The sequence below is a fragment of the Bacillus sp. FSL K6-2869 genome (genome assembly GCF_040869405.1).
Classification (GTDB): Bacteria; Bacillota; Bacilli; order Bacillales; family Bacillaceae; genus Bacillus; species Bacillus altitudinis.
The window spans coordinates 3,790,758-3,817,154 of sequence record NZ_CP152035.1; the positions used below are offsets into that span (position 1 = coordinate 3,790,758).

Here is a 26,397-nt window from a genome sequence, read left to right on the forward strand (position 1 = left end):
AGTCTTTCTTAATCAGGTGTAATTCCTTCTGTATTCATGAGCACCACTCGATATCCATCTGGATCTTCAATCGTCACGCCTCCTCGATCCCAGTACGGGTTTGTAGAGGTGACATGCCGTCCGCCAGATGCGATCAGTCTCTTTTTCATCTGCTGAAATTCTTCTTCATCCGGAATATAGAATACAAGTAGTTGCTCTGGGTGGGGAACAGGCAAGCTTTCGTCTTCTTCATGTTTGGTGATTTCCAGATGAACATGCTGGTGAGGAAGCCCAAGCATGACCCCATCATACCCTTCATGCTGATCAAATGAGCCTATTCGTTTTAGCCCTAAACCTTCTTCATAAAAAGAAACAACCTCTTTCATGTTGACGGTCGGACGTGCGATGCGTAATTGAGCGGCTTCGAATTGTTGAAACTTCATCAGTCATCACTCCTTTTCTCTCCCTTTAGTATACGCTCTCTTTTTCTCCCACTCCTCCTCATTTCGACTGTTTTTCAGTCATTCTTTCGATGTAGATGGATCAAAAAAAGCCCAGCTTCTTGAGCTGGGCTTTAAGCACCGGGCGGAACACCCGCATCGTCAAATCTTCTTTCTAAGTTGACGAATTTGTTATATTCTTTCACGAACGCCAGTGATACCGTTCCAACTGGACCGTTACGCTGTTTCGCAATAATAATTTCAATAATGTTCTTATTCTCTGATTCTTTGTCATAGTAATCATCACGATAAAGGAACGCCACAATATCGGCATCCTGCTCAATACTTCCTGATTCACGAATATCAGACATCATCGGACGTTTGTCCTGACGCTGCTCTACCCCACGAGAAAGCTGTGATAAGGCAATGACTGGCACTTCAAGTTCTCTTGCTAGTGACTTTAAAGCCCTAGAAATTTCAGATACCTCTTGCTGACGGTTATCGCTTGATCGTCCACTTCCTTGGATGAGCTGTAAGTAATCAATCAGGATCATACCAAGCCCGTTTTCTTGCTTCAAACGGCGGCACTTCGAGCGAATTTCACTGACTCTAATGCCAGGTGTATCGTCAATGAAAATTCCACTGTTTGATAACGAACCCATCGCCATTGTCAACTTACCCCAGTCCTCTTCTGTGAGGTTACCGGTTCTTAGGTTTTGTGCATTGATATTTCCCTCGGCACAAAGCATACGCATGACCAGCTGCTCAGCGCCCATCTCTAAACTAAAGATGGCGACACTTTCATCTGTCTTGGTCGCAACGTTTTGTGCAATATTTAACGCGAAGGCTGTTTTCCCTACGGACGGACGAGCCGCTACAATAATCAGGTCATTTCGCTGGAAGCCAGCTGTCATCCGGTCAAGCTCTGAGAAACCCGTTGGAATCCCAGTGATATCACCTTTTCGATTATGAAGCTGTTCAATATTATCATATGTCTGAACAAGAACGTCTTTAATGTTTTGGAAAGCTCCTGAGTTTTTACGCTGAGCCACTTCCATAATGGTTTTTTCAGCATCACTCAATAGATCTTCTACTTCATCCTCACGCGTATATCCATCCTGTGCAATGGTTGTCGCTGTACGGATCAGACGTCTTAAAATGGATTTTTCTTCTACAATTTTCGCATAATATTCAATGTTTGCGGCAGTTGGGACAGAGTTCGCAATATCTGTTAAATACGAAATCCCGCCTACCTCTTCTAGTAAGTCTGTATTGGCAAGTTCTGATGTCACCGTGACAAGGTCAACCGGTTCCCCTCTATCACCAAGTACAAGCATCGCATTGTAAATCTTTTGATGCGACATTCTATAGAAATCCTCTGGAATTAATACTTCAGAAGCGAGCGTTAGCGCAGATGGTTCTAAAAAAACAGCACCTAATACGGCCTGCTCGGCTTCTATATTTTGCGGCGGCAGCCGGTCATCGAGAAGTTCCGTCATGCCAAGCACCGTCCTTTCATAAAAAAATACGCTACTCATCATTTTAACATTTTCATCAATAAAAAAGTGAAAAACATCAACTATAGTCAAAATTACCATGTCGATGTTTTGTTGAACAGCGAAACAACACACTTCAAATAGAAAAGACTCTGTAACATAAATTGTTATAGAGTCCTTTGTATCGCTAATGGGATTTGTAGCTGTTGTTGTTCACACATGTGATCGATACTCCAACATGGCAGTACACGCACATGATCAAATATTGAAAATATCAGGTGCGTTTTTTAATCTATCGTTTTCTTAACTCCGTAATTCACCTTTTGTCCTATGTCATGTAAAGACCCGTTTTCATATCCAATAGATAACACCAAGTCGGGAATAGAATCATACCCGTTCTTGGCTAAATCAAAGAGTTGTGCACCATAATGTGATGCAGCAATGCGGGCATTTTCTGCTGTGTATGGGTTTTTCAGAAGTTCTTCTTTGTAGATATCAAAAATATTTGCTCCGGTATCCGTTACAAATTGACCGTTTACAATGCTTAAATCTTTTAAATTGTAGCCTGTCACCGTTTTGATTTGATTGACAAGGTGGAACTTTGCAAGTGAATCCGGCGTGAATTGAGTCGAATCATCATTTCTACTTTTCATAATATGAAAAAATAGTTCTCTTGTATTGTTGCTTGTATTCAATATGTCTTCTATTTGTTTGACCAGCGACTCGTCAGTTGATCCACTCACCACTAATTTAAAATGATTCGGATCAATGGTAAAAGTTAAATTAGCATTTTTAGGAATGTTCAAACCATTGGTAGAAAACAAAGCTTGCAGTTGTTCGTTCACCTTCTGACGATTTAATAGTTTCTTTTCTACACTTTCTTGGGTAGGATCGTACCGTTTTTCATTACGGAAGGCGGCATCATTAAAATTATAATACCCTCCTCTCCCATGGTTAGCCCAACCAATTTCCATAGAGTAAGCAGCATCTCTTTCTGGTTTGGTTAGGTCACTTCTGAAATAAGGAGAGTATGGATTTCGATACTTATCAAATATATGACCATGAGGATCTTTGAATCGTTTATTTTGTTCATTTATTTTTTCATATTTTTCATCTAATATTTTCATCCGTCTATCAGATTCGGTCATCACTTCATTTGTACTTTTAATAGCTGATTGGCCTTTAGAATCTATTTGATTCAGATTGTTCGAAGAACTGGCTGTATATGACGTATTAATATTCATTTTGATTCTCCTTTTTTAAGAAAATAGTGATTATTAAATATATCGGCAATTCAGTTAAAATTTGTTAGTTTAATGTCGATATAGTAATTATTACAAGGAGGGTTAATATATGACAAATACTATCTTTAAACGTTTATTATTACCAGCATTATTATTGGCGCTTGTTACTAGTTTTTTTGCACCTACTTCAGCAGAAGCAGCAATTACGGGGAATAACAGTCCTAACACTGCAAGTTCAATGGGATATTGGAAAAATAGTCGTTCAGACACGACAATCTTACCTGAAGGTGAAAATGAAGCATATTATCAGTTTACGATCAATAAAGGTGAAAGAGTTTATGTCAGAAGTTCGTATAATAAGCAATATACTGGGATGAAAATCGAGGTTTATAATTCAAAATATTCTGATGCGAAAACAGAAGTAATTAATCCTGATTCAGTCACACCCTTTATTTTTGCAAATACTGGTGACGTGACTTCAACTTCAGAAATTTATTTTGTGAAAGTAACCCGTGGTACATATAGCGGAAACATGTATTTTACTGTTTCCATTCAAGATCGTATTAAATCTGGAAATGGGACATTCAATTTTACGGGGACTGCTACAAACTTGGGGAATTCTTCTTTAAATTTTTTAGGGGTTGATTCTTCTGTCATTACAATGGATTTAACGAACAATTCTTCTATTCCTAAAAGTGCAATTGTCAAATCAATTACGACAACTAGCACTCAAACACCAAACCAAGGGAATGTCACACACAAACTGATGGCTAGTGATAGTAACATTTGGTATCAATCCCTTTTCTCCTCTGCAACAAGTGGTTCTTATCGTATATCTCTGGATGATCAATTAAGAGTCGCTCAAAAATGGAGCTTTAAGTACAACGCAAAAGCTACAGCGAGATCTACTATGAGCAATGTCAAAGCCGATATCCGTTACGAATATGATGTCACAGATGGATTTTAATTGAATGGTGTTTACACCGATATGATCAAAAAGTAAGGGAGCATCCCTTACTTTTTTTATTGCCTCATTTTTGATGTTATATGTTATTTCGCCACTCTACAGTGCTTGTCATAATTGCTTCACTTCATGATATTCCTCCACTATAAACGTATTTTTCAGCTTGAGCTGATTTTCAAGCAGATTTAGCCTCAGTTTTCCTAATGGGGGTTTCATTCTGCCTACATCCCCTGGCGATCTTGTCTTCCATAGAAAATTGTCTATGAATTTAAGCATGATATTGAATAAGTTGTGAATTAAGAACACTAACTTTCCCCAAAATCCACCTCTTTTTTTCTAAAAACACAAGAAGGTCTATAGACTTATTTTTCTCAAAATTATTTCAAGAAGAAAAACCTATATTTAATCATGATTCAAACAGAAGAAAATGGTAAATAATTTGAGATTGCCAAGGTTTTTTGGCATTTCTACTCTGTTTTAATGACACAATCCGGCATTCTCTATTTCCAATCATTTGGTAGTTAGTTAGTCCTTTATTTTCTGAATATTTAGATCAAATTATCGATTATACCACTTTATGAACATTTGACTTCCTAATTGATAAACATTATCATTTGATTTGCTTGCGTGATAATTGAGAATCATTTTCATTTAAATTTTTATTAATACACTCATCCAATATCCGCAAGCCTGCTTTTATCATCATATGAGGTCAATTTGAGAAAGGGGATTTTTCACATATGGCCAAACGCACTGAAGGAATGGGTACTGATGATTCACTTTTTGGAGAAAGCCGTCCTTTTTTTATACCTGGGACGGAGCAACTAGATATCACAGCACACCCATACAGACTTTTTATATTTAAACCGAATACCACTCCTCCCGAAACTGGTTTTCCAGTCATGTACGTGCTTGATGGGAATTCACTTTTTGGCACAATGGTCGAAGCCATCCGTTTACAGTCAAGAAGACCTGAAAAAACAGGTGTCGTACCTGCTATTATTGTTGGAATTGGCTATCAGACAGAAGCGCCCTATCATCCGCTTAGGCATTATGATCTCACTCTTACCGGCCCTGACGTTTCCATTGGGGGTAAAAGAAAGGACTTCTCCATCCATACATATGGCGGCGCCTCTGCTTTCTTTTCTTTTTTAGAAAAGACTGTTAAGCCATACATTGAGCAGCGCTTTCCGATTAATCAGAGTCGTCAAACACTATTTGGCCATTCTCTTGGCGGGCTTTTTGTATTACACACACTATTTGAGCACCCTGACGCTTATCAGACATATATTGCGGGCAGTCCTTCTATCCACTGGAACAAAGAATTATTTCTAGAAAAAGAACACCAATTTACCAACCGCATCCGTCAAGTGCCTATGGATGTAAGGCTACTTGTAGGTGTAGGTGAGTTAGAAAAACATCATCCATGTCAAATGAATGCTCATGCAAAGTCTCTAGCCAATCGTATGCTGCCTTTATCCTCGTATGGCTTGCATACGACCTATCACGAATTTCCTGAAGAAGGACATACGTCTGTTTTACCGGTGCTGATGAATGACGCTTTTCGTTTTGCATTTTATCATCAAGACCCTTTAACAACTACAGACTTGAAAGAAAGGTAGTGAACGCATGAAACAGAGTAGTCTGTCTCATAAAATTGCCCTTATTACAGGCGGAGGGCAAGGTATCGGACAAGCAGTCGCCAAAAGACTAGCAGATGAAGGTGCGATCATTGCAGCAGTTGACACAAATGAAGATCAGCTGCAAAGCAACGTGCAGAAGTTGAATGATAAAGGCATACGTGCCTTTGCCTATCCAGGTGACATTACCGATCAAGCATCTGTTCAGCACATTGTCGATCAAATTGAAAAGCAGCTTGGCCCCATTTATTTACTGGTCAATGTAGCAGGCATTCTTCGGATTAGTTCGATTGATCAGATTAGTGCAGATGATTGGCACCAAACCTTCGCAGTCAATACACATGGTCTCTTTTACATATCCCAAGCTGTCTCCAAATACATGATGAAAAGATCAGAAGGGGTCATTGTGACTGTCAGTTCTAACGCAGGTGCCATTCCTAGAATGAATATGGCTGCCTATGCTGCTTCAAAAGCAGCAGCTACTTCTTTTACAAAAACGCTTGGATTAGAGCTGGCTACCTATGGCATTAGATGCAACGTCGTCTCGCCCGGCTCTACCGCAACACCTATGCAATGGGCTTTATGGTCTGATGAGCAAGGAGCAGATCAGGTGATTAAAGGTTCGTTAGAGACGTATAAAACCGGTATTCCTTTACAAAAAATCGCTGACCCTCAACAGATTGCTGATGCAGTCATCTTCTTTGCATCTGAGCAATCCAGTCATATTACGATGCAGAATCTCACAATTGATGGTGGTGCAACACTCGGAATTTAACATTTTATCAAAAAGGAGGCCTTTTCATGAAACATTCATTATTGTCGACAGAAGAAAAAGTACAGCTGATCCAAGACTATCAGCCAGGCGCATTTTTCCTTGCTTCTCCTAAACGAGCGTTACTTGCAGAGGGGATATTCCAGCATATTAAAACCAATCAACTCGATGAACTATCCACAAAGGTAGCCCATGTTTTTGAGACTGCCAAACAAGCTGGTATTCAAGCACCGATTGTTGCTGGTGCTGTTCCGTTTGATCCGGCGCAACCCGTTCGTTTAAATGTGCCAGTCCATGTACAGTTTAGTGATCCACTCGAATTTCATCAAGGTGATGAGGATTCAGAAGTGACATCACAATCCTATGAGGTGACACCTGTCCCTTCTCCTGAAGTCTACATGAATGGTGTGAACGAAGGGTTAGCTAAAATTGAAAAAGGAGAGCTTAGCAAAATCGTCATTTCTCGATCTCTCCATCTCAAATCAAATCAAGACATTCATACGAAAACAATACTCGAACGACTGGCTCGTCATAATACAACTGGTTATACGTTTGCTGCAAACGTAGCTGATCCGCAATCTTCCCAAAAGCGCACACTTCTTGGGGCAAGCCCTGAGCTGCTTCTTTCAAAAACTGGTTCATCTGTGATTTCCAATCCACTCGCTGGTTCTCGGCCACGCAGTTCAGACCCCGTAGAAGACCAGCGTCGTCACGATGAACTTCTTACTTCTGCAAAGGATTTACACGAGCATGCAGTGGTTGTCGATGCTGTCACTAAAGCGCTTGCTCCTTACTGTCATACGTTAGATGTACCCGCATCACCATCCGTCATACAGACAGAAACGATGTGGCATTTATCTACTGTGGTCAAAGGTGAATTAACAGATTCCAATGTGTCCTCCATTGATTTAGCGCTTAGCCTCCATCCAACACCCGCAGTATGCGGAACACCTACAGCAGATGCACGTGAAGCCATTCAAGCGATTGAACCCTTCGATCGAGGATTTTTCACAGGAATGGTCGGTTGGGCAGATGCAAATGGTGATGGAGATTGGATTGTCACCATTCGCTGTGCAGAAGCTGAAGGTCATTCCCTTCGCCTCTTTGCTGGTGCAGGAGTGGTCAAAGGATCAAAGGCAGAAGAAGAGCTAGCCGAAACATCTGCAAAATTCAACACGATGCTTCATGCGATGGGCATCCATCAGCTATAAAAATACATAGGAGATGACAAAAGACATGTTTGTTCAACCACCTACATGGCCAGAAGAATTTGCAAAACGCTACCGTGAAAACGGCTGTTGGCGTGGAGAAACCTTTAGCGGGATGCTTCGTGAACGCGCCGTATCGTTAGGGAATAAAACAGCGATTACATACGCTGATACACACATGAGCTATCAAGAACTTGATGAGCGCGTCAGCAGTCTTGCTGCCGGTTTTCATCAGCTTGGAATTCAAAAGGGAAGTCGAGTTGTCGTGCAGCTTCCTAACATTCCTGCTTTTTTTGAAGTCGTTTTCGCTTTATTTCGTATCGGTGCTTTACCCGTCTTCTCACTGCCATCTCATAGAAGCAGTGAAATCACTTATTTTATTGAATTTGCCGAAGCAGACGCATATGTCATAACAGATATCGATGGCGGCTTTGATTATCGATCACTCGCACGTCAAGTGAAAGAAAAACTTCCCTCATTACCTCATGTCATTGTTGCAGGAGAAGCTGAGGAATTCCTAGACTTGGATGATTTGCGCAAGGACCCAGCGCTCGATCCACAAATACATGTAGAGGCAAGCGACATTGCGTTTCTTCAGTTATCTGGAGGAAGCACAGGCCTTTCTAAGCTCATACCTCGTACACATGATGACTATATTTATAGTCTTTGGAAAAGCAATGAGGTGTGCGAGCTCACACAACATAGTGTGTATCTAGCTACACTTCCAGTTGCACACAACTATCCATTAAGCTCGCCTGGTGTTCTTGGGACATTATACGCTGGTGGAAGAGTCGTTCTTGCACCTGGATCAAGCCCTGATGTCGTCTTTCCACTCATTGAAAAAGAACGGGCGACTATTACCGCTGTCGTTCCACCAATTGCATTGATTTGGCTCGAAGCCGCTCCTCATCGATCAGATGACTTATCGAGTCTTGAGGTCTTACAAGTCGGTGGTGCTAAATTAAGTGCTGAGGCAGCAAAACGAGTGATGCCTGCCCTTGGGTGTAAGTTACAGCAAGTTTTTGGCATGGCAGAAGGTCTGGTCAACTATACCAGATTGGATGATCCTGAACATGTCATTATCCATACACAAGGACGCCCGATGTCTGAATATGATGAGGTACTAGTGGTAGACGATGAGGACAAGCCCGTCCCGAATGAAGTGGCTGGACACCTTTTAACAAGAGGACCTTATACGATTCGCGGCTACTATAAAGCCGATGAACAAAACAAAAAAGCATTTACACCAGATGGCTTCTACAGAACAGGTGACATCGTGCGATTAACCAAAGAAGGAAATGTTGTTGTAGAAGGCAGAGACAAGGATCAAATCAATCGTGGTGGCGAAAAGGTTGCTGCTGAAGAAGTTGAAAACCATTTACTTGCGCATCCTGACATTCATGATGCCGCCATGGTGTCCATGCCAGATCCATTTCTTGGCGAACGCTCATGTGCCTTTGTTATTGCGAAAGGAAACAACAAACCAGCACCGCATGTCTTAAAGTTATTTCTAAGAGAACGTGGGCTCGCTGCCTATAAAATTCCTGACCGCATTGAATGGATTGATGCGTTCCCACAAACAGGTGTAGGAAAAATCAGTAAAAAAGCATTAAGAGAATTAGCTGCAATCCATACTGCCAACGTATAAAAAAGAGGAGTGAAAACCATGGCAATCCCTACTATTCCTGCGTATCCAATGCCAAGCATACATGATTTACCCGAAAATAAAGTGAACTGGATCCCTGATCCGAAACGTGCTGTCTTGCTGATACATGACATGCAGCAATATTTTTTAAATGCATTTCAACAAGATACTTCACCGATTACAGAGTTAGTGCAGCATATTGAACAATTACGTTATACATGCAAAGAACTCGGCATTCCAGTCGTCTATACAGCTCAACCTGGTGATCAAGACCCGAAGGATCGTGCCTTATTAACAGACTTTTGGGGACCTGGTCTTGGTGATGATGAAGCATTGACAAAAATCATTGATCAGCTTGCTCCATCTGAATCAGATACAATGCTGACAAAATGGCGTTATAGCGCATTCAAAAAATCCAACTTTTTAGATCTTCTTCACGAAGGCGGACGTGATCAACTGATCATTACTGGCGTATATGCACATATTGGATGTATGCTGACAGCCGCAGAAGCATTCATGTTCGATATTGAAACCTTTTTTGTCGCCGATGCCGTCGCTGACTTTTCACTTAAGCATCACAAAATGGCAATGACCTATGCAGCTGAACGCTGTGCAGTCACCACAACGACAAACCAAATCATCAGTCGTTTAACAGGACAAGAAGCAAACAGTGATGACCTATCCTTTGATGCCATCGTTCACCAAGTAGCTGAGTATCTTCAAATCAATCCAAATGAAATACCGCTTGACGAGAATCTCGTCTACCTTGGCCTTGATTCAATTAGAATGATGAGCCTAGCGGAAAAGTGGAGACAGCAAGGAGCAACAGTCAATTTCGTTGAGCTTGCAGCAAATCCAACGCTCATGTCTTGGCGGACTCTTCTTTTCCCAGAAAAACAGCCATCAATCCCAAATATCGATTACTTGTAAAGGAGGTTTAGGCCCTTGTCGATCCAGTCCGTCGATTCATTCCCACTAACCGGTGCCCAATCAGGCATTTGGTATGCGCAGCAGCTTGATCCATCTAACCCTATTTTCAATACAGCTGAGTATATAGAGATTAAAGGTCCTATTGATCCCATACACTTTGAAGCAGCCATTCGAAAGACTGTCTTAGAAGCAGATTCCTTGTATATGCAATTCGTTGAGGATACTGACGGTCCAAAGCAATGGATGACATCTAAGAAAGAAATCCCATTTCAATATGTCAATTTACAAAATGAAAAACAGCCGTTTGATGCGGCTAAAGCATGGATGAAAGCCGACCTTTCCACACCAGTCTCTTTAGAGAAAGATGTATTATTCCGTGAAGTGCTTTTTCAACTTGCTGACGATCGATTCATTTGGTATCAGCGCATTCATCATATTGCCATTGATGGATTCGCCTTTTCGCTCATTGCACGTCGTGTTGCTGAGGTCTATTCAGCCCTATCGCAAGGGACACCTGTGCCTCCTCAAACATTTGGAGCTTTACATGATGTAGTCCAAGAAGAGGTCACTTATCAACAGTCCAATCGATTTGAAGATGATCGAGCATTTTGGAAAAATCGTTTTGCTGATCAACCGGAAATTGCCAGCCTTGCTGAGCTTGCCCCAAGAACGTCGGATCATTTTATCCGGAAAACGGCTAGATACGATGCCGAAAAGGTAAGCAAAATGAAAAAAAACGCCCAAGCCTTCGGTAGTACGTGGCATGAAATGATTCTTGCCGCATCCGCACTCTATATGCATCGTATGACGGGTGCACATGATATTGTTTTAGGATTACCTGTGATGATGCGCCTTGGATCGTGCGCCTTGCAAACACCTGGAATGGTCATGAACCTGGTACCGCTTCGTTTAACATGCAAACCAGAAATGACGCTCTCAGCACTTGTTCGTCAAGTATCTGATGAACTGAAAGCCATTCGTCCTCATCAACGATATCGTCATGAAGACATGCGGAGAGACTTTAAGCTCATCGGAAGAAATCAACGATTATTCGGTCCACAGATCAATATCATGCCATTTGATTATGATCTCAAGTTCGATCAGAGCATTGGTCGAGCACACAATCTCTCAGCAGGACCGGTAGATGATTTATCGATCAACATATACGACCGTGCGGATGGAAACGGATTTCAAATCGACTTTGATGCAAACCCTGCTGTTTACAAAGAGACAGCCGTTGACGCTCATCAACATCGTTTTCTTCAATTGCTGGAGGAAATAACCGGACTAGAGCAAGATCAGACAATCAGTCAATTCAACCTTCTTTTGTCTGAAGAAAAAGAGAACATTCTCAAGCACTGGAATGATACAAAACGAGAATTACCAAAAGAATCATTACGGGAACTATTTGAAAAACAAGTGAGCAAAACGCCGCAAGCAAAAGCATTACAGTTTGAAGGAATCATTTTGACCTATGAAGAGTTGAATCAGCGGGCAAATCAGTTAGCTCATTATTTGAAAAATCGTGGCATTGGACCAGAACAATTCGTCGCAATCGCTCTGCCTCGATCCATCGATATGGTCGTAAGTCTATTAGCCGTCGTCAAAACGGGAGCCGCATATCTGCCACTAGACCCTGATTATCCTAACGATCGTGTCGCCTATATGCTAGAGGATGCCAAACCGGCGTGCTTGCTCACAATCAATGAGACAGCAGGTGGTTTGGACTATCCTCACATCGTTCAACTGGATGATGCAATTGTTCATCAGGAGATAGCAGGCAGTCCGCATCTCAATCCTACCTGGAGCGAGGGCTCTCCACATCACCCCGCCTATATCCTCTACACGTCAGGATCGACAGGCAAACCAAAGGGTGTTGTTGTAACAAAGCGAAATGTAGTCAACTTTATATTGTCCATGCAAGATGCATTTTTATTAGATCAAGGAGACCAGCTTTTAGCGGTAACGACCATAGCCTTTGATATTTCCGGGCTAGAAATGTTCCTCCCACTTTTACATGGGGCTGCTATTTTATTGGCAAAAAAAGAAACGATACAAGAACCAGCAAAGCTTTCAAACATGATTCGTTCTCATCATGTCACAATCATGCAGGCAACACCAACGTTGTGGCATGCATTGGCAGATGAATACCCTGACGTGATCACAGGTATGCGTGTTCTTGTTGGAGGAGAAGCACTTCCTGCCTCCCTTTTGCACACACTGCAATCTCTTCAATGCGACATTACCAATTTGTACGGACCTACAGAAACGACGATCTGGTCTACGATGGAAAATGTCACAGCACATCAAGAGAATAGCGGGCCGGCAATTGGTAAACCCATTTGGAATACGAGCATTTACATTTTAGATGAAGGACTAAACCCAGTCCCAGCAGGATCAATCGGTGAACTTTATATTGCAGGTGAAGGAGTATCAAGAGGATATCTTGGACGATACGACTTAACGGCAGAACGATTTGTCGCTGATCCGTTCGGCACAAAAGGCACGAGAATGTATCGTACTGGAGATTTAGCCAGATGGCGTGAAGATGGTTCGATTGATTATATAAGCCGTGCCGATCATCAAATTAAAATCCGCGGCTTCCGTATTGAACTGGGTGAAATTGAAACCGTGATTATGCAGCATCAAGCTATAAAGCATACATCTGTGATCGTTCGTGAAGATCAACCTGGACAACAGTTGCTTTGTGCGTATGTTGTGCTGACAGACGACTCAGCTCTTCACCCTTCAGAGCTCAGGCAATTTGTGGCTGCATTACTTCCAGACTACATGGTGCCTTCTGCTGTTGTCTTTTTGCCGGAACTGCCACTTACACCAAACGGCAAAATCGATCGCAAAGCATTGCCGGTGCCAAATATGTCTTTAGTTAGTTCTGAGCGTACACCTAGAACACCCCAAGAAGACATGTTATGTAGTTTATTTGCAGAAACCCTTGGCGTATCTCAAATTGGCATAGATGATAGTTTCTTTGATTTAGGCGGACATTCTTTACTTGCCGCTCGTCTGCTTCGACGTATACGCGATACATTCGGTGCAGACCTAAGCATGAGCACCATTTTTGAATCACCCCGAGTCGCTGAGCTTGCACAGCACTTAGATAAAGCAAAGGACATTCGGCCGCCGCTTCAGGTAGAAAACAAGCCAGATGAGATTCCGTTATCCTTTGCTCAGAAACGGCTCTGGTTCCTTCATTGCCTTGAAGGTCCAAGTCCAACTTACAATATTCCACTTGTCATTCAGCTAACAGGTACACTAGATCAACAAGCTCTAACTGGTGCTTTGGCAGATATCACTGAAAAACATGAAACCCTTAGAACCATTTTTCCAAATAAGAACGGCATGCCAAGACAGGTTATTTTACACCCAAAAAGTGTTCAGCCTGAGCTCCATGTCACAGCTTCGAGTGATCAACAAATTGAGAATCAATTAAATGAATCCATTCGCTATAGCTTTCAGATTGAAGAAGAACCTGCACTGCGAGCAGAATTATTCACGCTTGATGCCAATCGGTCTGTCCTGCTTCTATTGCTGCATCATATCGCTGGTGACGGCTGGTCACTTGCACCGTTGACACGAGACTTAGCTGCTGCTTATGAAGCTCGTATTCAAGGGAAATCCACCCCATTGCCAGCGGAACCTGTTCAATATGCTGACTATGCTATTTGGCAGCAGAAACTGTTGGGCAGTGAAAAAGAGACGGATAGTCTATTTGCCAAGCAGCTCAGCTATTGGAAAGGTGCCTTACATGACCTGCCAGAAGAACTTGAGCTTCCCTATGACTTCCCACGTCCACAGGAAGGAAGCTTCAACGGTGCGACGATAGACTTTACGATCGAACCGGCTTTACATCAAAACCTTCTTGAGCTTGCGAAACAGCATCAAGTGAGTTTGTTCATGGTGCTTCAAGCATCACTTGCAGCATTACTGACACGCCTTGGGGCGGGGACAGATATCCCAATCGGCAGTCCAATTGCTGGACGGAATGACGATGCTCTTGACGATATTGTCGGATTGTTTGTGAACACACTAGTATTACGTACAAATACAGCTGGTAATCCAACCTTCAGTGAGCTATTGAAGCGAGTGCGAAACGTTGACTTAGCAGCCTATGAGCATCAGGATCTGCCATTTGAACGGCTAGTGGAAATCCTAAATCCAACCCGCTCCAGATCACGGAATCCATTGTTCCAAGTGATGCTTGCCTTCCAAAATACACCGAAGGCGGAAATGAAGCTGACACAACTTGATTCGGATCTCTACGTAAAACCAGTGGGATCAGCTAAATTTGATCTGACCATCGAATTGACAGAACAAAGAACTGAAACTGGATCAGCAGCAGGATTAACAGGATTGTTTGAATTCAGCACAGATGTATTTAAACAAAGTACCGTTCGAGCAATCGCTGACAGAATGAAGCGCTTTTTAACAGAGATAGCTGAGCGCCCACATCTGCCGATTGGTCAAGTGAACATTTTATCAGATCAAGAACGACAAACATTTCTCCCTGACAAACAGACATTCGCTCAGTCAGACCAAGCACCTAATCTCCCAGCCTTATTTGAAAAAACGGTGCAACAATTCCCTGATCGAGTGGCTGTAACGGATGGCAAGAGGCAGCTGACCTATGGTGAGTTAAACAACAAAGCCAATCGTCTTGCTCATTTATTAATACAAAGAGGCGTTGGACCAGAACAGTTCGTTGCACTTGCCCTGCCTAGATCAATTGATATGCTCGTCAGTTTATTAGCTGTTCATAAAGCAGGCGCAGCCTATGTTCCTCTTGATCCTGACTATCCAGCAGACAGGCTGGCATACATGATACAAGATGCCAAACCAGTTTGCAGCATCACAACAAAAGCAGCTGCATTGCATCTCCCTGCTGACTGCGATTTGATTTTGTTAGACGAAAAAGAAACAATTGATCAATTGCTGACTACGCCAAATCACAATCCGGCTGATATAGACAGAATTGAGCCGCTATCTTCTCTGCATCCGGCCTATATTATTTATACGTCCGGCTCTACAGGGAAACCAAAAGGAGTGGTCATTCCACACCAAAATGTCATCCGTCTTCTGACATCTACTGAACATTGGTTCCATTTCGATGAAGAGGATGTTTGGACAATGTTCCATTCATATGCCTTTGACTTTTCAGTTTGGGAAATATGGGGGCCCCTTTTATATGGCGGGCGACTTGTCATTGTTCCTCATACCATCTCTCGTTCTCCAGAAGAGATGATGCAGCTTCTAGTCGATGAAGGTGTGACTGTACTTAATCAAACACCTTCCGCATTCTATCAGCTCATGCAGATAGACAAGGAACAACAAACACTTGGTCAAGCATTATCACTCCGCTATGTCATCTTTGGCGGTGAAGCATTAGAGCTTAGCAGATTAGAAGATTGGTACAGCCGTCACTCAGACTGCAAGCCAAAATTAATTAACATGTATGGCATTACAGAAACCACCGTTCACGTTACGTACAATGTACTCAATCGAGACATGATCGCAAAGAAATCCAGCAGTTTAATAGGCAAACCAATTCCTGATTTACACGTGTACGTACTAGATGAATACCTACAACCTGTTCCACCTGGGACAACAGGTGAAATGTATGTAGCTGGAGCTGGTTTGGCAAGAGGTTATCTAGGCAGGCCTGACCTGACCTCAGATCGATTCCCTGCCGATCCTTATGGAGCGCCTGGCACAAGGATGTATCGTACAGGCGACCTCGCTCGCTGGACAGAAGAAGGGGCACTTGATTACATTGGTAGAGCTGATCATCAAATTAAAATACGCGGGTTTAGGATTGAACTTGGAGAAATCGAAGCCGTTCTATCACGCCACGACGCAGTTGCACAAGTTGCCGTCATTTTGCGAGAGGATCAGCCTGGCGACAAACGCTTAGTTGCATACATCGTCACAACTGAAGAAGACCATTTCGATACAGAGACTCTTCGCCATTTTGCGGCAGCCAGTCTTCCTGATTACATGGTGCCTGCGGCTTATGTACAGATTGATACGATGCCACTTACAGCAAACGGGAAGCTTGATCAAAAATCACTTCCGGCACCTCAATTGCACATACAGCAGACGGATGGCCGCGGCCCAAGAAACCCGAAAGAGGAAGTTCTATGCCACCTCTTTGAAGAGGTGCTTGATTTGCCAAAAATCAGCATTGACGATCGCTTTTTTGATATTGGCGGGCACTCATTACTTGCGGTTCGTTTAATCAGCCGCATTCGTGATGCACTTGGTGTGAAACTGAGCATCGGAACATTGTTTGAAGCACCGAACGTTGCCAGCTTGGCAGAGAAACTAGAAACAGGAAGCGAGGAAAACGCACTAGAAATTTTACTGCCGCTACGAACAAATGGAGAAAGACACCCTCTCTTCTGTGTTCACCCAGCAGGTGGTCTTAGCTGGTGCTATGCAGGTCTCTTGAATACATTAGAGAAAGACATCCCTATTTATGGATTACAGGCACGAGGAATCGCAAGAAAAGATGACTATCCGCATACACTCGATGATATGGCTGCCGATTATATTAAGCACATCCAAACGATTCAGCCAAAAGGCCCTTATCATCTACTTGGCTGGTCACTTGGCGGAAACGTTGTACAAGCAATGGCTACTCAACTCCAGCAGCAAGGTGAAGAAATCGCTCTCGTTGCGATGCTGGATGCCTATCCGAACCATTTCTTACCGATTAAAGAAGCACCTGATGAAGAAGAAGCACTAATCGCTCTTCTTGCACTCGGCGGTTATGATCCAGATACCTTAACAGGTGAACCGCTCACGATGAAGAGTGCTGTCGACATCTTGAAGAAAGACGGCAGTGCACTAGCAAGCTTAAGTGAGGATGCCATAAGAAATCTAAAAGAAACCTATGTCAACTCAGTGCGATTGCTCGGGGAATATCAGCCAAAAACTTATCAAGGGGACATATTATTCTTTAGATCTACCATTATCCCAGACTGGTTTACACCGATTGATCCCGAAGCATGGGCACCTTATATCAACGGAACCATTGAACAGCACGACATTCATTGCCGGCACAAAGACATGTGCCAGCCTAAACCCCTAGCAGAAATTGGTGTCATCTTAGACAACGCTCTGCACCGGGTCAAACAAAAGCACTAAGAATAAAGGAGAGATGACAAATGACAAATCCCTTTGATCGTGAAGACGGTGTATTTCTTGTGCTTGTCAATGAACAAGGACAACATTCACTTTGGCCATCATTTGCACCAATACCAGATGGATGGGAAAAGGTCTTTGGTGAAGACACTAGAAATGCCTGCATTGATTATATCCAGACACACTGGCAGGACTTACGGCCATTAAGCTTAACAAAAGAACCTGCGTTAGCACATGGAAAAACGGAATAAATCATCGCACCCTGATCTCCATCAGGGTGCTTTTTTGACAGAATAAACACACCATTTTCCAGCTCTTTCTGATACAATTCAATTGAGAATATTTATCAATTAATAAGAGATCAGGTGGTTTTATGGGAAACAATCATCAATTATGTACAAAGGTAAATGCTGAACAATGCATTTATCGATTAACATATACTGAAAAAATAAATAATGCAGATCTTCCACATACGGAGCAGCAGTTGTCAGATACATTCTGCCTCCTCTTTAGCATAAGCGGCAATGGTTTACTTACATTGAATGATCAAAGATGGCGATTGAAAAATCTGACACTCTATACGATGATGCCTGGGGAAACATTTATGTTGAAAACAGAGCCTTATCAAAAACACGAGCTCTATCTGTTTCGCTTTCAAATGTACGCGTCACAAGGTCAAAGCATAGAAGAAGTATCAACTGAACAAGCCCGATCTTTACTGAATGTATGGCAATTTATCGATATTAGCTCGATTGAACAAATTCATTCTTTACTGTCCGACATGACAACAGAATGGCAAAAACCTGAATCCATTAGCTTTTTTAGAAGCCAAACCCTTTTTCAACAGCTCATCCTGCAGCTTTTCACACTGCATAAAGAAGACATTTGTGACACAACACACGCCCTTTTCAAAACAAAACAATATATCGATCAACATTCCGAAGAACCTCTCAGCCTTACAAGTCTATCTCATATGGCTGGTATCAGCGCCAATCATTACAGCGAGCTATTTAAAAAGCATTTTGATGTGAGTGTCACTGATTATATCACCAAGAAAAGACTGGCTAGAGCCAAACAGTTAATGGCGAAAGGTCATGCAAAGCTCAAAGACATTGCACAGGACATTGGCTATCAAGACCCCTATTACTTTAGCCGCATCTTTAAGAAAAAAACGGGTATCACTCCTTCTGCTTATATGAAAAGCCGTCAACGGAAAATGGCTGCCTATGGCCATTCCATACTCGGGCAGCTCACACCTATTCATATCATCCCATATGCTGCCCCTCTTCACCCTAAATGGACAGCACATGATTTTGAGCATTATGCAGAAGAAATTCCGATCCATCTGAGTGCACATCGTATCAACGAGCACGCTGAAGCCAATTTACAGCAATTGAAGGAAGCACAACCTGAGCTGATCATTGCCAATGATCATGTGACAGAGGCAGAAAAACAAGCGTTGAAAACCATCTGTCCTGTACACTTTGTTCCATTCACACAATTGGATTGGCGCACTCAATTCAGACAAACAGCTCTGTTCTTAAACGAAACGAGGGAAGCAGAAGAATGGCTGCTTCATTACGAAGAACTCGTTAATCAAGCGAAAAAGGAATGCGTTATTGATCATCCACCAAGAACCGTCCTGCCTCTTCGTATCTTTCAAGATCAGCTCTACTTATCTGTCAATCGCACCTTGTCAGAAGTAATTTTTCATGACATTGGCCTTCTGCCAGCTTTTCAGAATGATGGCCAGCTCATCGAAAAAAAAATCAGCATTCACTCTATACAGCAGTTAGACCCAGATGCCATCTTCCTTTTGTTGCATAAAGAACCAAAAACCCTTGCTTTTTATCAAAAGTTAAAGCAACAGGAGGCTTGGCAAAATCTCAAGGCTGTGACGCAACAAGCCGTCTATCCACTCGCTTCTGACCCTTGGCGTGAATACACAGCAGCCAGTCATCAACGAGTCATTCAGGACCTTTTATCTTTTTTTCCGTAAAAAGTCCATCACTAGACAGATCATTGTCTATGGATAAAAGGACGAATGACTACTACAATCTTTAATTGAGAACAATTATCAGTTAAAGGAGAAAACAAATGAAAAAATGGTTCGCATTGCTTATCCTTTGTATCATGACGATCATCGCAGCAGCCTGTGGTGCTGCAGAAAATAAACCGGCTTCCAACACAACCAAAAGCAAGTCAGCTGAAGCAGCAGAAACAAACATCAAATACTTAGATCAAACGTACAAACTGAAAACACCAGTGAAACGAATCGTCATTGCTGGAAGCCTAGAATCGATGGAAGATGCAAAACTACTTGGTATCGACCCTATTGGGGCTTCTACTGTAGGCGGCACTTTCCCTGAATTATTTAAAGACATTACAGCAAAAACAGAAGGCATTGGGGAAAAAACAGAACCAAACCTAGAAAAAATCTTAAAACTAAAACCAGACGTGATACTCGGATCAACCAAGTTCCCGCCTGCAACAATTAAAAAACTAGATAAAGTCCAAACGACGATCCCAGTATCACATGTCTCTTCCGACTGGGAAAGCAACCTTTTATTACTCGGTGAACTGACTGGAAAAAGTGAAGAAGCGAAAAGCATCATTTCTGATTATCAGAAAGATCTCAAACAAGCGAAAGAAACCCTGAAAGACAAAAGCAACAACAAAACAGCTGTCATTTTACGCATTAGACAGGGCGACCTGTACGTGTACCCTGAAGACGTATACTTCAACTCTACTTTATATGGGGACTTAGGGTTTACAGCACCAAGTGATATCAAAAAAGCCAAAGCACAAGCAATGATTTCATTGGAACGCCTAGGCGAACTCAATCCTGACTATATCTTTGTTCAGTTCTCCCAAGAGGAAAACTCATCGAATCCAAATGCATTGAAGGACTTAGAGGGAAATAAAATTTGGAACAGCCTAAAAGCTGTGAAAAATGGGCACATCAATGAAAATGTCGTTGATCCTATGCTTCAGGGAGGAACAGCACTAAGCAAAACAACTTTCCTTGATCAGGCTGTCAAATGGCTAGATCAAACCAACTAAAAAGATGCGCATCTTGACAAAGGGCTAAACATTTTAGCCCTTTGTTCTTCTTTTCAGCAGAGCTTGAAAACTTGAAGGAGAGAATACACATGAACGGAACGTTTCTATATGACGAATTGAACGGGCGGCAGCTTGATATTTACCTTCCACCGGACACCTCTATTGATGTTCCAGCTGTCTTTGTACAAGATGGCTCTTCTTTGTTTAGAACCCACCTGCTAGAGATCGAAAGCATGATTGAAGCCAAAACCATCTCGCCAATCATCATCGTCGGTATACACCCATTCAATCGACTTGACGAATATACACCATGGAAAGCATCATCACTGCGTTCTGGATTCCCTGACTTTAAAGGTGAGGCACAGACATATGTGTCATTTTTAGCAAATGACTTGCTTCCATATATCAAAAGAGAATACTCAGTCAAACAGACCGGTCATGAACATAGTCACATAGGTGCTTCATTAGGTGGGCTATTTGCAATTTATACTTTATTGATGTACCCTGCTCTTTTTAAAAAAATCGCATCTATCTCTGGATCATTTTGGTATCAAGATTTTCTACCATTTGCTAAACAACAAAGCATTCAGTCTGTGGACCACCTTGTCTATTTGTCTGTAGGCAGTGAAGAAGGGAAAGGCAAAACATCTGTCCAACAGCACATGCCTTTATTCAACAAACAACTCCATGATCTTTTATTACAGAAAGGGATGCAGGAACGAAAGCTTCACTTTCACATTGAACAAGGAGAGGGCCACCATCTGAAACAATTTCAAAAAAATTTCTTATCAGCCATCAAGTGGTTTTATAAAAGAAAACCTTAATTTTTTATCAGCAAGTCACAAAGTCGATATGGTATATTGGAACGTATAGATTGAAAGAGGAGGGATTTGCGCATGAGACCTTTACAAATCTCAGCCGATACTGCACAAAAGCTTGCTGCATCACTCAATGTACCGTTAGAGCAAATCATGCATATGCCGCAGCACATCTTATTAGCTAAATTAGCGGAGCTTGAACAGAAGAAAGATCGTTCTTAAAGAAATAAAGGAGTTTACATTCATGGAACAACAACTAGAAAAATCAACATTTCATCCTCGCAGTACAGGGCAAACCATTTTGCTGATTGCTGGGATTTTACTCATTGCCTTTAACCTGAGGCCAGCCATTACGTCTGTTGGTCCTGTGATCGGTGCCATTCGTTCTGATTTACAGCTTTCAAATGGACTGGCTGGTTTCCTCACGACATTACCACTGCTCTCATTCGCATTGCTATCTCCCATTGCACCTAAAATCGGAAAACGTCTTGGGAATGAACGAACACTTTGGCTTGGGCTTGCTGTCCTGCTCTTTGGTATTGTCATTCGTTCATTGGGCAGCATCACCTTTTTAATGATGGGAACAGCGCTAGTCGGCGTCGGGATTGCGATTTGTAATGTGCTTTTACCTGGACTTGTGAAACATAAATTCCCTGCACATGCTGGATTAATGACAAGCGTGTATACGACATCGATGTCCGTTTTTGCTGCACTTGCATCTGGTGTCAGCGTTCCGCTCAGTCATGCAATGCCTGGCGGCTGGAATACATCATTCCTTGTCTGGGCCGGACTTGCCCTTCTTGCGATGATGGTGTGGGCGCCGCAGCTTCTTCATCAGAACACAGCGGCTGTCAAAAGCATTTCACTCAAAGAACAGCCAATATGGCGTTCACGTGTCGCATGGCAGGTGACCTTTTTTATGGGCTTGCAATCATTCCTTTTCTACAGCAGCATCGCATGGTTTCCTGATATTTTGACATCACATGGAATGAACCTAGCGACAGCGGGATGGATGCTCTCTATTATGCAGTTCACCGGTCTGCCATCCACCTTCTTAACGCCCGTTTTTGCAGAAAAATTAAAAACGCAAAGACCGCTTGTCGTCGGCCTTGTCCTTGTGTATTTACTCGGCATGATTGGTCTCCTTCTTGGAGGGTCGACGCCTATTCTTGTTATCTCTGTGCTATTAATCGGCGTCGGACAAGGGGCCAGTATCAGTCTTGCCCTCACATTTATCGGATTAAGAACAACCAATATGGAACAAGCAGCTGCTCTTTCTGGAATGGCGCAGTCACTCGGTTATTTATTAGCCGCTGTTGGTCCATTCATGATCGGTATCCTTTTTGATGTGACACATACATGGACGCCATCTATTATCATCTTTATCATCGTTCTATTTTTCATGTTTTTATCCGGTATGCGTGCTGGACGAAGCATCTATATTTCAGATCCATCATAAAAAAAGAACCCGCCTCACGAGGAGACGGGTTCTTTTCTATTTTATGCTTGTTCTGTGACGTGAACCTTTAATGTTGCTTGTACTTCTGGGTGAAGCTTCACCGGTACATTTGTGTATCCTAACGCACGAATGGCATCATTCAACTCGATTTTACGCTTATCGAGTTTGATTTGATGTTCTTTTTGCAATTTATCAGCGATCTGTTTGCTTGTAATCGAACCAAATAGACGACCGCCTTCACCTGATTTAGCAGTGAGTTCCACTGTCAGCGCCTCAAGTGTTTCTTTTAATTGTTTCGCTTGCTCAAGCTCTTGGATGGCATTCTTTTTCTCTTTGTTTTTCTGCCCTTCCAATGCACTTAGGTTCGTTGGAGTTGCTTCAACAGCTAACCCTTGTTTGATGAGAAAGTTGTGAGCGTATCCGTCAGCTACATTTTTGACTTCGCCTTTTTTCCCTTTGCCTTTTACGTCTTTTAGAAAGATGACTTTCATCTTTGAACCCCTCCTTCGAAATATTCGTCTATGGCAGCTTTTAACTTCTCTACCGCTTCTTCAATGGTTATACCATAAATCTGGGTCGCAGCGTTAGTTAAATGACCGCCGCCATCTAATGCTTCCATAATAATTTGAACGTTGATATCCCCTAACGATCTTGCACTAATACAGACCGTATCGTCATCTCGCCTTGCGACAGCAAATGATGCTTCAACCTCACTCATCGACAAGAGAGAATCAGCCGTCTGTGCGATCGTAATTTGATCATAATACTCAGATCTGTCAGACGGCAAGGAAGCAATCGCTACCTGATTTTGATACAGCTCTGTATGCTGAATGAGCTTTGCCCGTTTGATGTAATGATCGACGGTCTCTTTCAAAAACTTTTGCACAAGGACAGGATCTGCCCCTTTTGCACGAAGGTAGGATGCTGCATCGAACGTTCTTGACCCCGTTCTGAGGGAGAAACTCTTCGTATCCACGATAATCCCAGCAAGAAGTGCTGTGGCCTCAATCATGTTAATCCGCAATTTCTTCGGCTGATATTCTAACAGCTCTGTCACAAGTTCTGCTGTAGATGAAGCATACGGCTCCATATAGACAAGTAAAGGATCACGGATAAATTCCTCACCACGTCTATGGTGGTCAATGACAACGACGTTTTCGATCTTATTTAGCAGTCGTTCTTCCATCACAAGGGACGGTTTATGTGTATCTACGACCACAAGCAATGTGTCATCCTTTGCAAGCTCCATCGCTTCCTCAGGCGTGATAAAACGGGACCAAAGTTCTTCATAATTCTTAATTTCACTAATTAAGCGTTGAACGCTATCCCCAATCTGGTTGGCATCAATGACGATGTAACCTTCTTTTCCATTCGCTTGAGCAACCTTTAAAATCCCGATCGAGGCACCGATAGAGTCCATGTCGGGGAACTTATGCCCCATGATCATGACATTACCGCTTTCAGATACAATTTCTTTTAAAGCATGTGAAATGACCCGTGCGCGTACTCGTGTCCGCTTTTCCATTGGATTGGTTTTTCCACCGTAGAATTTCACTTTCCCATTCGGCTGTTTAATCGCTACCTGATCCCCGCCTCGTCCGAGGGCAAGGTCAAGACTCGACTGCGCAAGTGCGCCAAGTTCTTTTAAAGAAGGAACAGACGCACCGATTCCAATACTAAGGGTAAGTGTGGCGCTATGTGCCCCTGTTTTCTCACGAACCTCGTCTAAAATGGAAAACTTCGATGCTTCAAGCTCTGCTAAGATGCTCTCGTTTAATACAGCCATAAATCGTTCAGATGAAATTCTTTTTAAGAAAATGCCGTATTCTTGTGCCCAATTGTTTAACAGCGATGTGACTTCACTATTTATCGCGCTACGCACCTGATCATCAAGACCCTGCGTCACATCATCATAATTGTCTAAAAAGATATAAGATAACACCGTTCGTTCATTTTCATACTGTCTTTCAATCTGCACTTGTTCGGTGACATCAAAGAAATATAAAAGGCGCTCTGACCGTTTAATAATGACTTTGAATTTCCGGTCATTCAGCGTCACATTTTCTGTCTCAACCTCTTGTTTAATAAGAGGCACAATGGATTCAAATGTATCATACAAGGATCTGCCGACAAGTGTGCTTTCATGGAAGCACGAAGCGAGAAATGGATTGGTCCATTCGATATAATACTGGTCATTAAACAGCATAATACCAATTGGCATCTCCATTAATGCTTCTTCTCCAACCTTTTTGACTCGATAGGATAATGTTGAAATATATGAATCAATCTCTTTTTGTACCTGCGTATCTGCCCACTTTAAAAAGTAGAGCACACCCGCAAGGACTAAAAGACCAACCGCTCCTATGATCCAATTAAAATAAAGGTTGAGGAGGACTGTGATCACCGCAAGAACAATTAACGCGAAGATCGGATACTTGATGACAGGTTTTCGATAGAAGCTTGGCACTGATATCAACTCCTCAACATTCAGAGTGAATTATTTGTTTTTACTTTTTCTCTTAAATCAAAGCCTATGTCAGCAATCCCTATAATACGCACAATCACACCGATTGGCGGAAAGAGAATCGTCAATACGACGGCAAAAATGGGTACCACTTTTGAGATGTTTTTTTCATGGCAATAATAGAAGATAAAAGAAAAGCCCTGAATAAGCACCAGTATAAATAAAATTTGAAAAGCACTCGTTTGCACGAGCGATAAAAAGCTGCCTTTCTCCGGCTGAATCAGCATCAAAAGCAGTGTGAGTAAATAATACCATACCATGCTTTTTGGCAGCCGCATATCCTTAAATTTCTTAAGAGCTGGCATGTCTGGAACAAACCGTTTGATCAACGGCCGCACAAACCAATGATTGACGAAAGACATCAGCGTGACAAAAATCAAAAGCGCTACAGGTAAAGAATTTAATGCCGTATCCTGCATCTCTCTAAACTGCTTGAGTTGTTTTGCTATCTCCTGATCAGAAGCCCCAGATTGTTTTAAGGTACTCTCTACCATCGGCATGATTTGGTCAATTGATTCCTTTGCGACACCCAGTATATCTACTTGAAACAGCTGGACACTGACAACAAAGTAAATGAGAAAACTGAATAAGTAGATCAGCGCACCCGTAATAATAGCCTGACCTGGCTGCCTCCTTCTGTAGAAAACACCCATACCTACTCCAACAGCAATCAGCATTGGCGCACTTAACAGCCCATTAATAGACCCAATTAAAAAGCTGATCACTATGCCAATAGCGCCAGCCGCAATTCCTTTTTTCAAGCCATGCCTGATTGTATAGAGAATGATCGGAATCGGAGCAGCCATGAAGAAAATAATGGCTAAAAGTGGCACATACAAATAAAACAGCGTCATGACCGCAAAAATACTGATCATGATAGCGCCTTCTACTAACGCTTTTGTTTGTTTCACACCTTCACCTCAATCCAATCATTTTTCTATATCTTGCTCAATGTGTACTTCTATGTATACGTACGATGTACGCTCCGTCATATCTTGACCCAACCTTTATTTTACCATAGCCGTAAATCGCAAGTAAAATGCAGGCTATCCCA

At 42.3% G+C, this 26,397-nt stretch carries 19 protein-coding genes; 13 read left to right on the forward strand and 6 right to left on the reverse strand.

From position 1 onward, the window contains the following. Window positions 1–8: 8 nt before the first annotated feature. The 3 genes from MHI58_RS19535 to MHI58_RS19545 form a co-directional block, all read right to left on the reverse strand. A complete protein-coding gene (locus MHI58_RS19535; protein WP_024718459.1) occupies window positions 9–422 on the reverse strand; it encodes a VOC family protein in 414 nt (137 codons plus the stop codon). Window positions 423–553: 131 nt separating this feature from the next. Continuing rightward, window positions 554–1,918: a replicative DNA helicase gene (dnaB, locus tag MHI58_RS19540; protein WP_003214779.1), complete on the reverse strand. Its 1,365-nt coding sequence runs from the start codon at window positions 1,916–1,918 to the stop codon at window positions 554–556. 284 nt (window positions 1,919–2,202) lie between these two features. Then, window positions 2,203–3,159: a DUF4885 family protein gene (locus tag MHI58_RS19545; protein WP_045034901.1), complete on the reverse strand. Its 957-nt coding sequence runs from the start codon at window positions 3,157–3,159 to the stop codon at window positions 2,203–2,205. 109 nt (window positions 3,160–3,268) lie between these two features. Between MHI58_RS19545 and MHI58_RS19550 the strand changes: the two genes are divergently transcribed. The 13 genes from MHI58_RS19550 (at window position 3,269) to MHI58_RS19610 (ending at window position 22,819) form a co-directional block, all read left to right on the forward strand. Further along, a complete protein-coding gene (locus tag MHI58_RS19550; RefSeq protein ID WP_045034902.1) occupies window positions 3,269–4,126 on the forward strand; it encodes a hypothetical protein in 858 nt (285 codons plus the stop codon). 737 nt (window positions 4,127–4,863) lie between these two features. Beyond that, window positions 4,864–5,745: an alpha/beta hydrolase gene (locus MHI58_RS19555; RefSeq protein ID WP_045034903.1), complete on the forward strand. Its 882-nt coding sequence runs from the start codon at window positions 4,864–4,866 to the stop codon at window positions 5,743–5,745. Window positions 5,746–5,752: 7 nt separating this feature from the next. Beyond that, complete coding sequence (locus tag MHI58_RS19560; protein WP_045034904.1) at window positions 5,753–6,538, forward strand: 2,3-dihydro-2,3-dihydroxybenzoate dehydrogenase; 786 nt, start codon at window positions 5,753–5,755, stop codon at window positions 6,536–6,538. A 26-nt stretch (window positions 6,539–6,564) separates the two neighbouring features. Next, window positions 6,565–7,746 (forward strand): isochorismate synthase DhbC, encoded by a 1,182-nt coding sequence (gene dhbC, locus MHI58_RS19565; protein WP_045034905.1) that lies wholly within the window; start codon window positions 6,565–6,567, stop codon window positions 7,744–7,746. Window positions 7,747–7,771: 25 nt separating this feature from the next. Then, window positions 7,772–9,391, forward strand: coding sequence for a (2,3-dihydroxybenzoyl)adenylate synthase (locus tag MHI58_RS19570; protein ID WP_045034906.1), 1,620 nt, complete (start codon window positions 7,772–7,774; stop codon window positions 9,389–9,391). 18 nt (window positions 9,392–9,409) lie between these two features. Then, window positions 9,410–10,318: an isochorismatase family protein gene (locus MHI58_RS19575; RefSeq protein ID WP_045034907.1), complete on the forward strand. Its 909-nt coding sequence runs from the start codon at window positions 9,410–9,412 to the stop codon at window positions 10,316–10,318. A gap of 15 nt (window positions 10,319–10,333) precedes the next feature. Beyond that, on the forward strand, window positions 10,334–17,482 hold the full coding sequence (locus tag MHI58_RS19580) for a non-ribosomal peptide synthetase (protein ID WP_045034908.1): 7,149 nt from the start codon (window positions 10,334–10,336) through the stop codon (window positions 17,480–17,482). Window positions 17,483–17,502: 20 nt separating this feature from the next. Then, complete coding sequence (locus MHI58_RS19585) at window positions 17,503–17,730, forward strand: MbtH family protein (RefSeq protein WP_024718451.1); 228 nt, start codon at window positions 17,503–17,505, stop codon at window positions 17,728–17,730. Window positions 17,731–17,852: 122 nt separating this feature from the next. Further along, window positions 17,853–19,478 carry a helix-turn-helix domain-containing protein gene (locus tag MHI58_RS19590; RefSeq protein WP_045034909.1) on the forward strand — a complete coding sequence of 542 codons (1,626 nt, stop codon included), beginning with the start codon at window positions 17,853–17,855 and terminating at the stop codon, window positions 19,476–19,478. Between the two features lie 98 nt (window positions 19,479–19,576). Further along, window positions 19,577–20,542, forward strand: a complete 966-nt coding sequence (locus tag MHI58_RS19595; RefSeq protein WP_035704087.1) for an iron-hydroxamate ABC transporter substrate-binding protein — start codon at window positions 19,577–19,579, stop codon at window positions 20,540–20,542. A gap of 89 nt (window positions 20,543–20,631) precedes the next feature. Continuing rightward, a complete protein-coding gene (locus MHI58_RS19600; RefSeq protein ID WP_045034910.1) occupies window positions 20,632–21,366 on the forward strand; it encodes an alpha/beta hydrolase in 735 nt (244 codons plus the stop codon). Window positions 21,367–21,438: 72 nt separating this feature from the next. Next, window positions 21,439–21,582: a YycC family protein gene (locus MHI58_RS19605; protein ID WP_008347524.1), complete on the forward strand. Its 144-nt coding sequence runs from the start codon at window positions 21,439–21,441 to the stop codon at window positions 21,580–21,582. 22 nt (window positions 21,583–21,604) lie between these two features. Then, window positions 21,605–22,819, forward strand: a complete 1,215-nt coding sequence (locus tag MHI58_RS19610) for an MFS transporter (protein WP_045034911.1) — start codon at window positions 21,605–21,607, stop codon at window positions 22,817–22,819. 41 nt (window positions 22,820–22,860) lie between these two features. Here MHI58_RS19610 and rplI read toward each other — a convergent pair whose 3' ends face one another. From rplI to MHI58_RS19625, 3 genes are read right to left on the reverse strand one after another with little or no spacing between them, the layout of a single operon-like run. Then, complete coding sequence (rplI, locus tag MHI58_RS19615; RefSeq protein WP_007497423.1) at window positions 22,861–23,310, reverse strand: 50S ribosomal protein L9; 450 nt, start codon at window positions 23,308–23,310, stop codon at window positions 22,861–22,863. Next, window positions 23,307–25,286 (reverse strand): DHH family phosphoesterase, encoded by a 1,980-nt coding sequence (locus MHI58_RS19620; RefSeq protein WP_017359884.1) that lies wholly within the window; start codon window positions 25,284–25,286, stop codon window positions 23,307–23,309. The genes rplI and MHI58_RS19620 overlap by 4 nt, the downstream gene beginning before the upstream one ends. A gap of 20 nt (window positions 25,287–25,306) precedes the next feature. After that, window positions 25,307–26,254 carry a YybS family protein gene (locus tag MHI58_RS19625; RefSeq protein WP_045034912.1) on the reverse strand — a complete coding sequence of 316 codons (948 nt, stop codon included), beginning with the start codon at window positions 26,252–26,254 and terminating at the stop codon, window positions 25,307–25,309. Window positions 26,255–26,397: the final 143 nt, after the last annotated feature.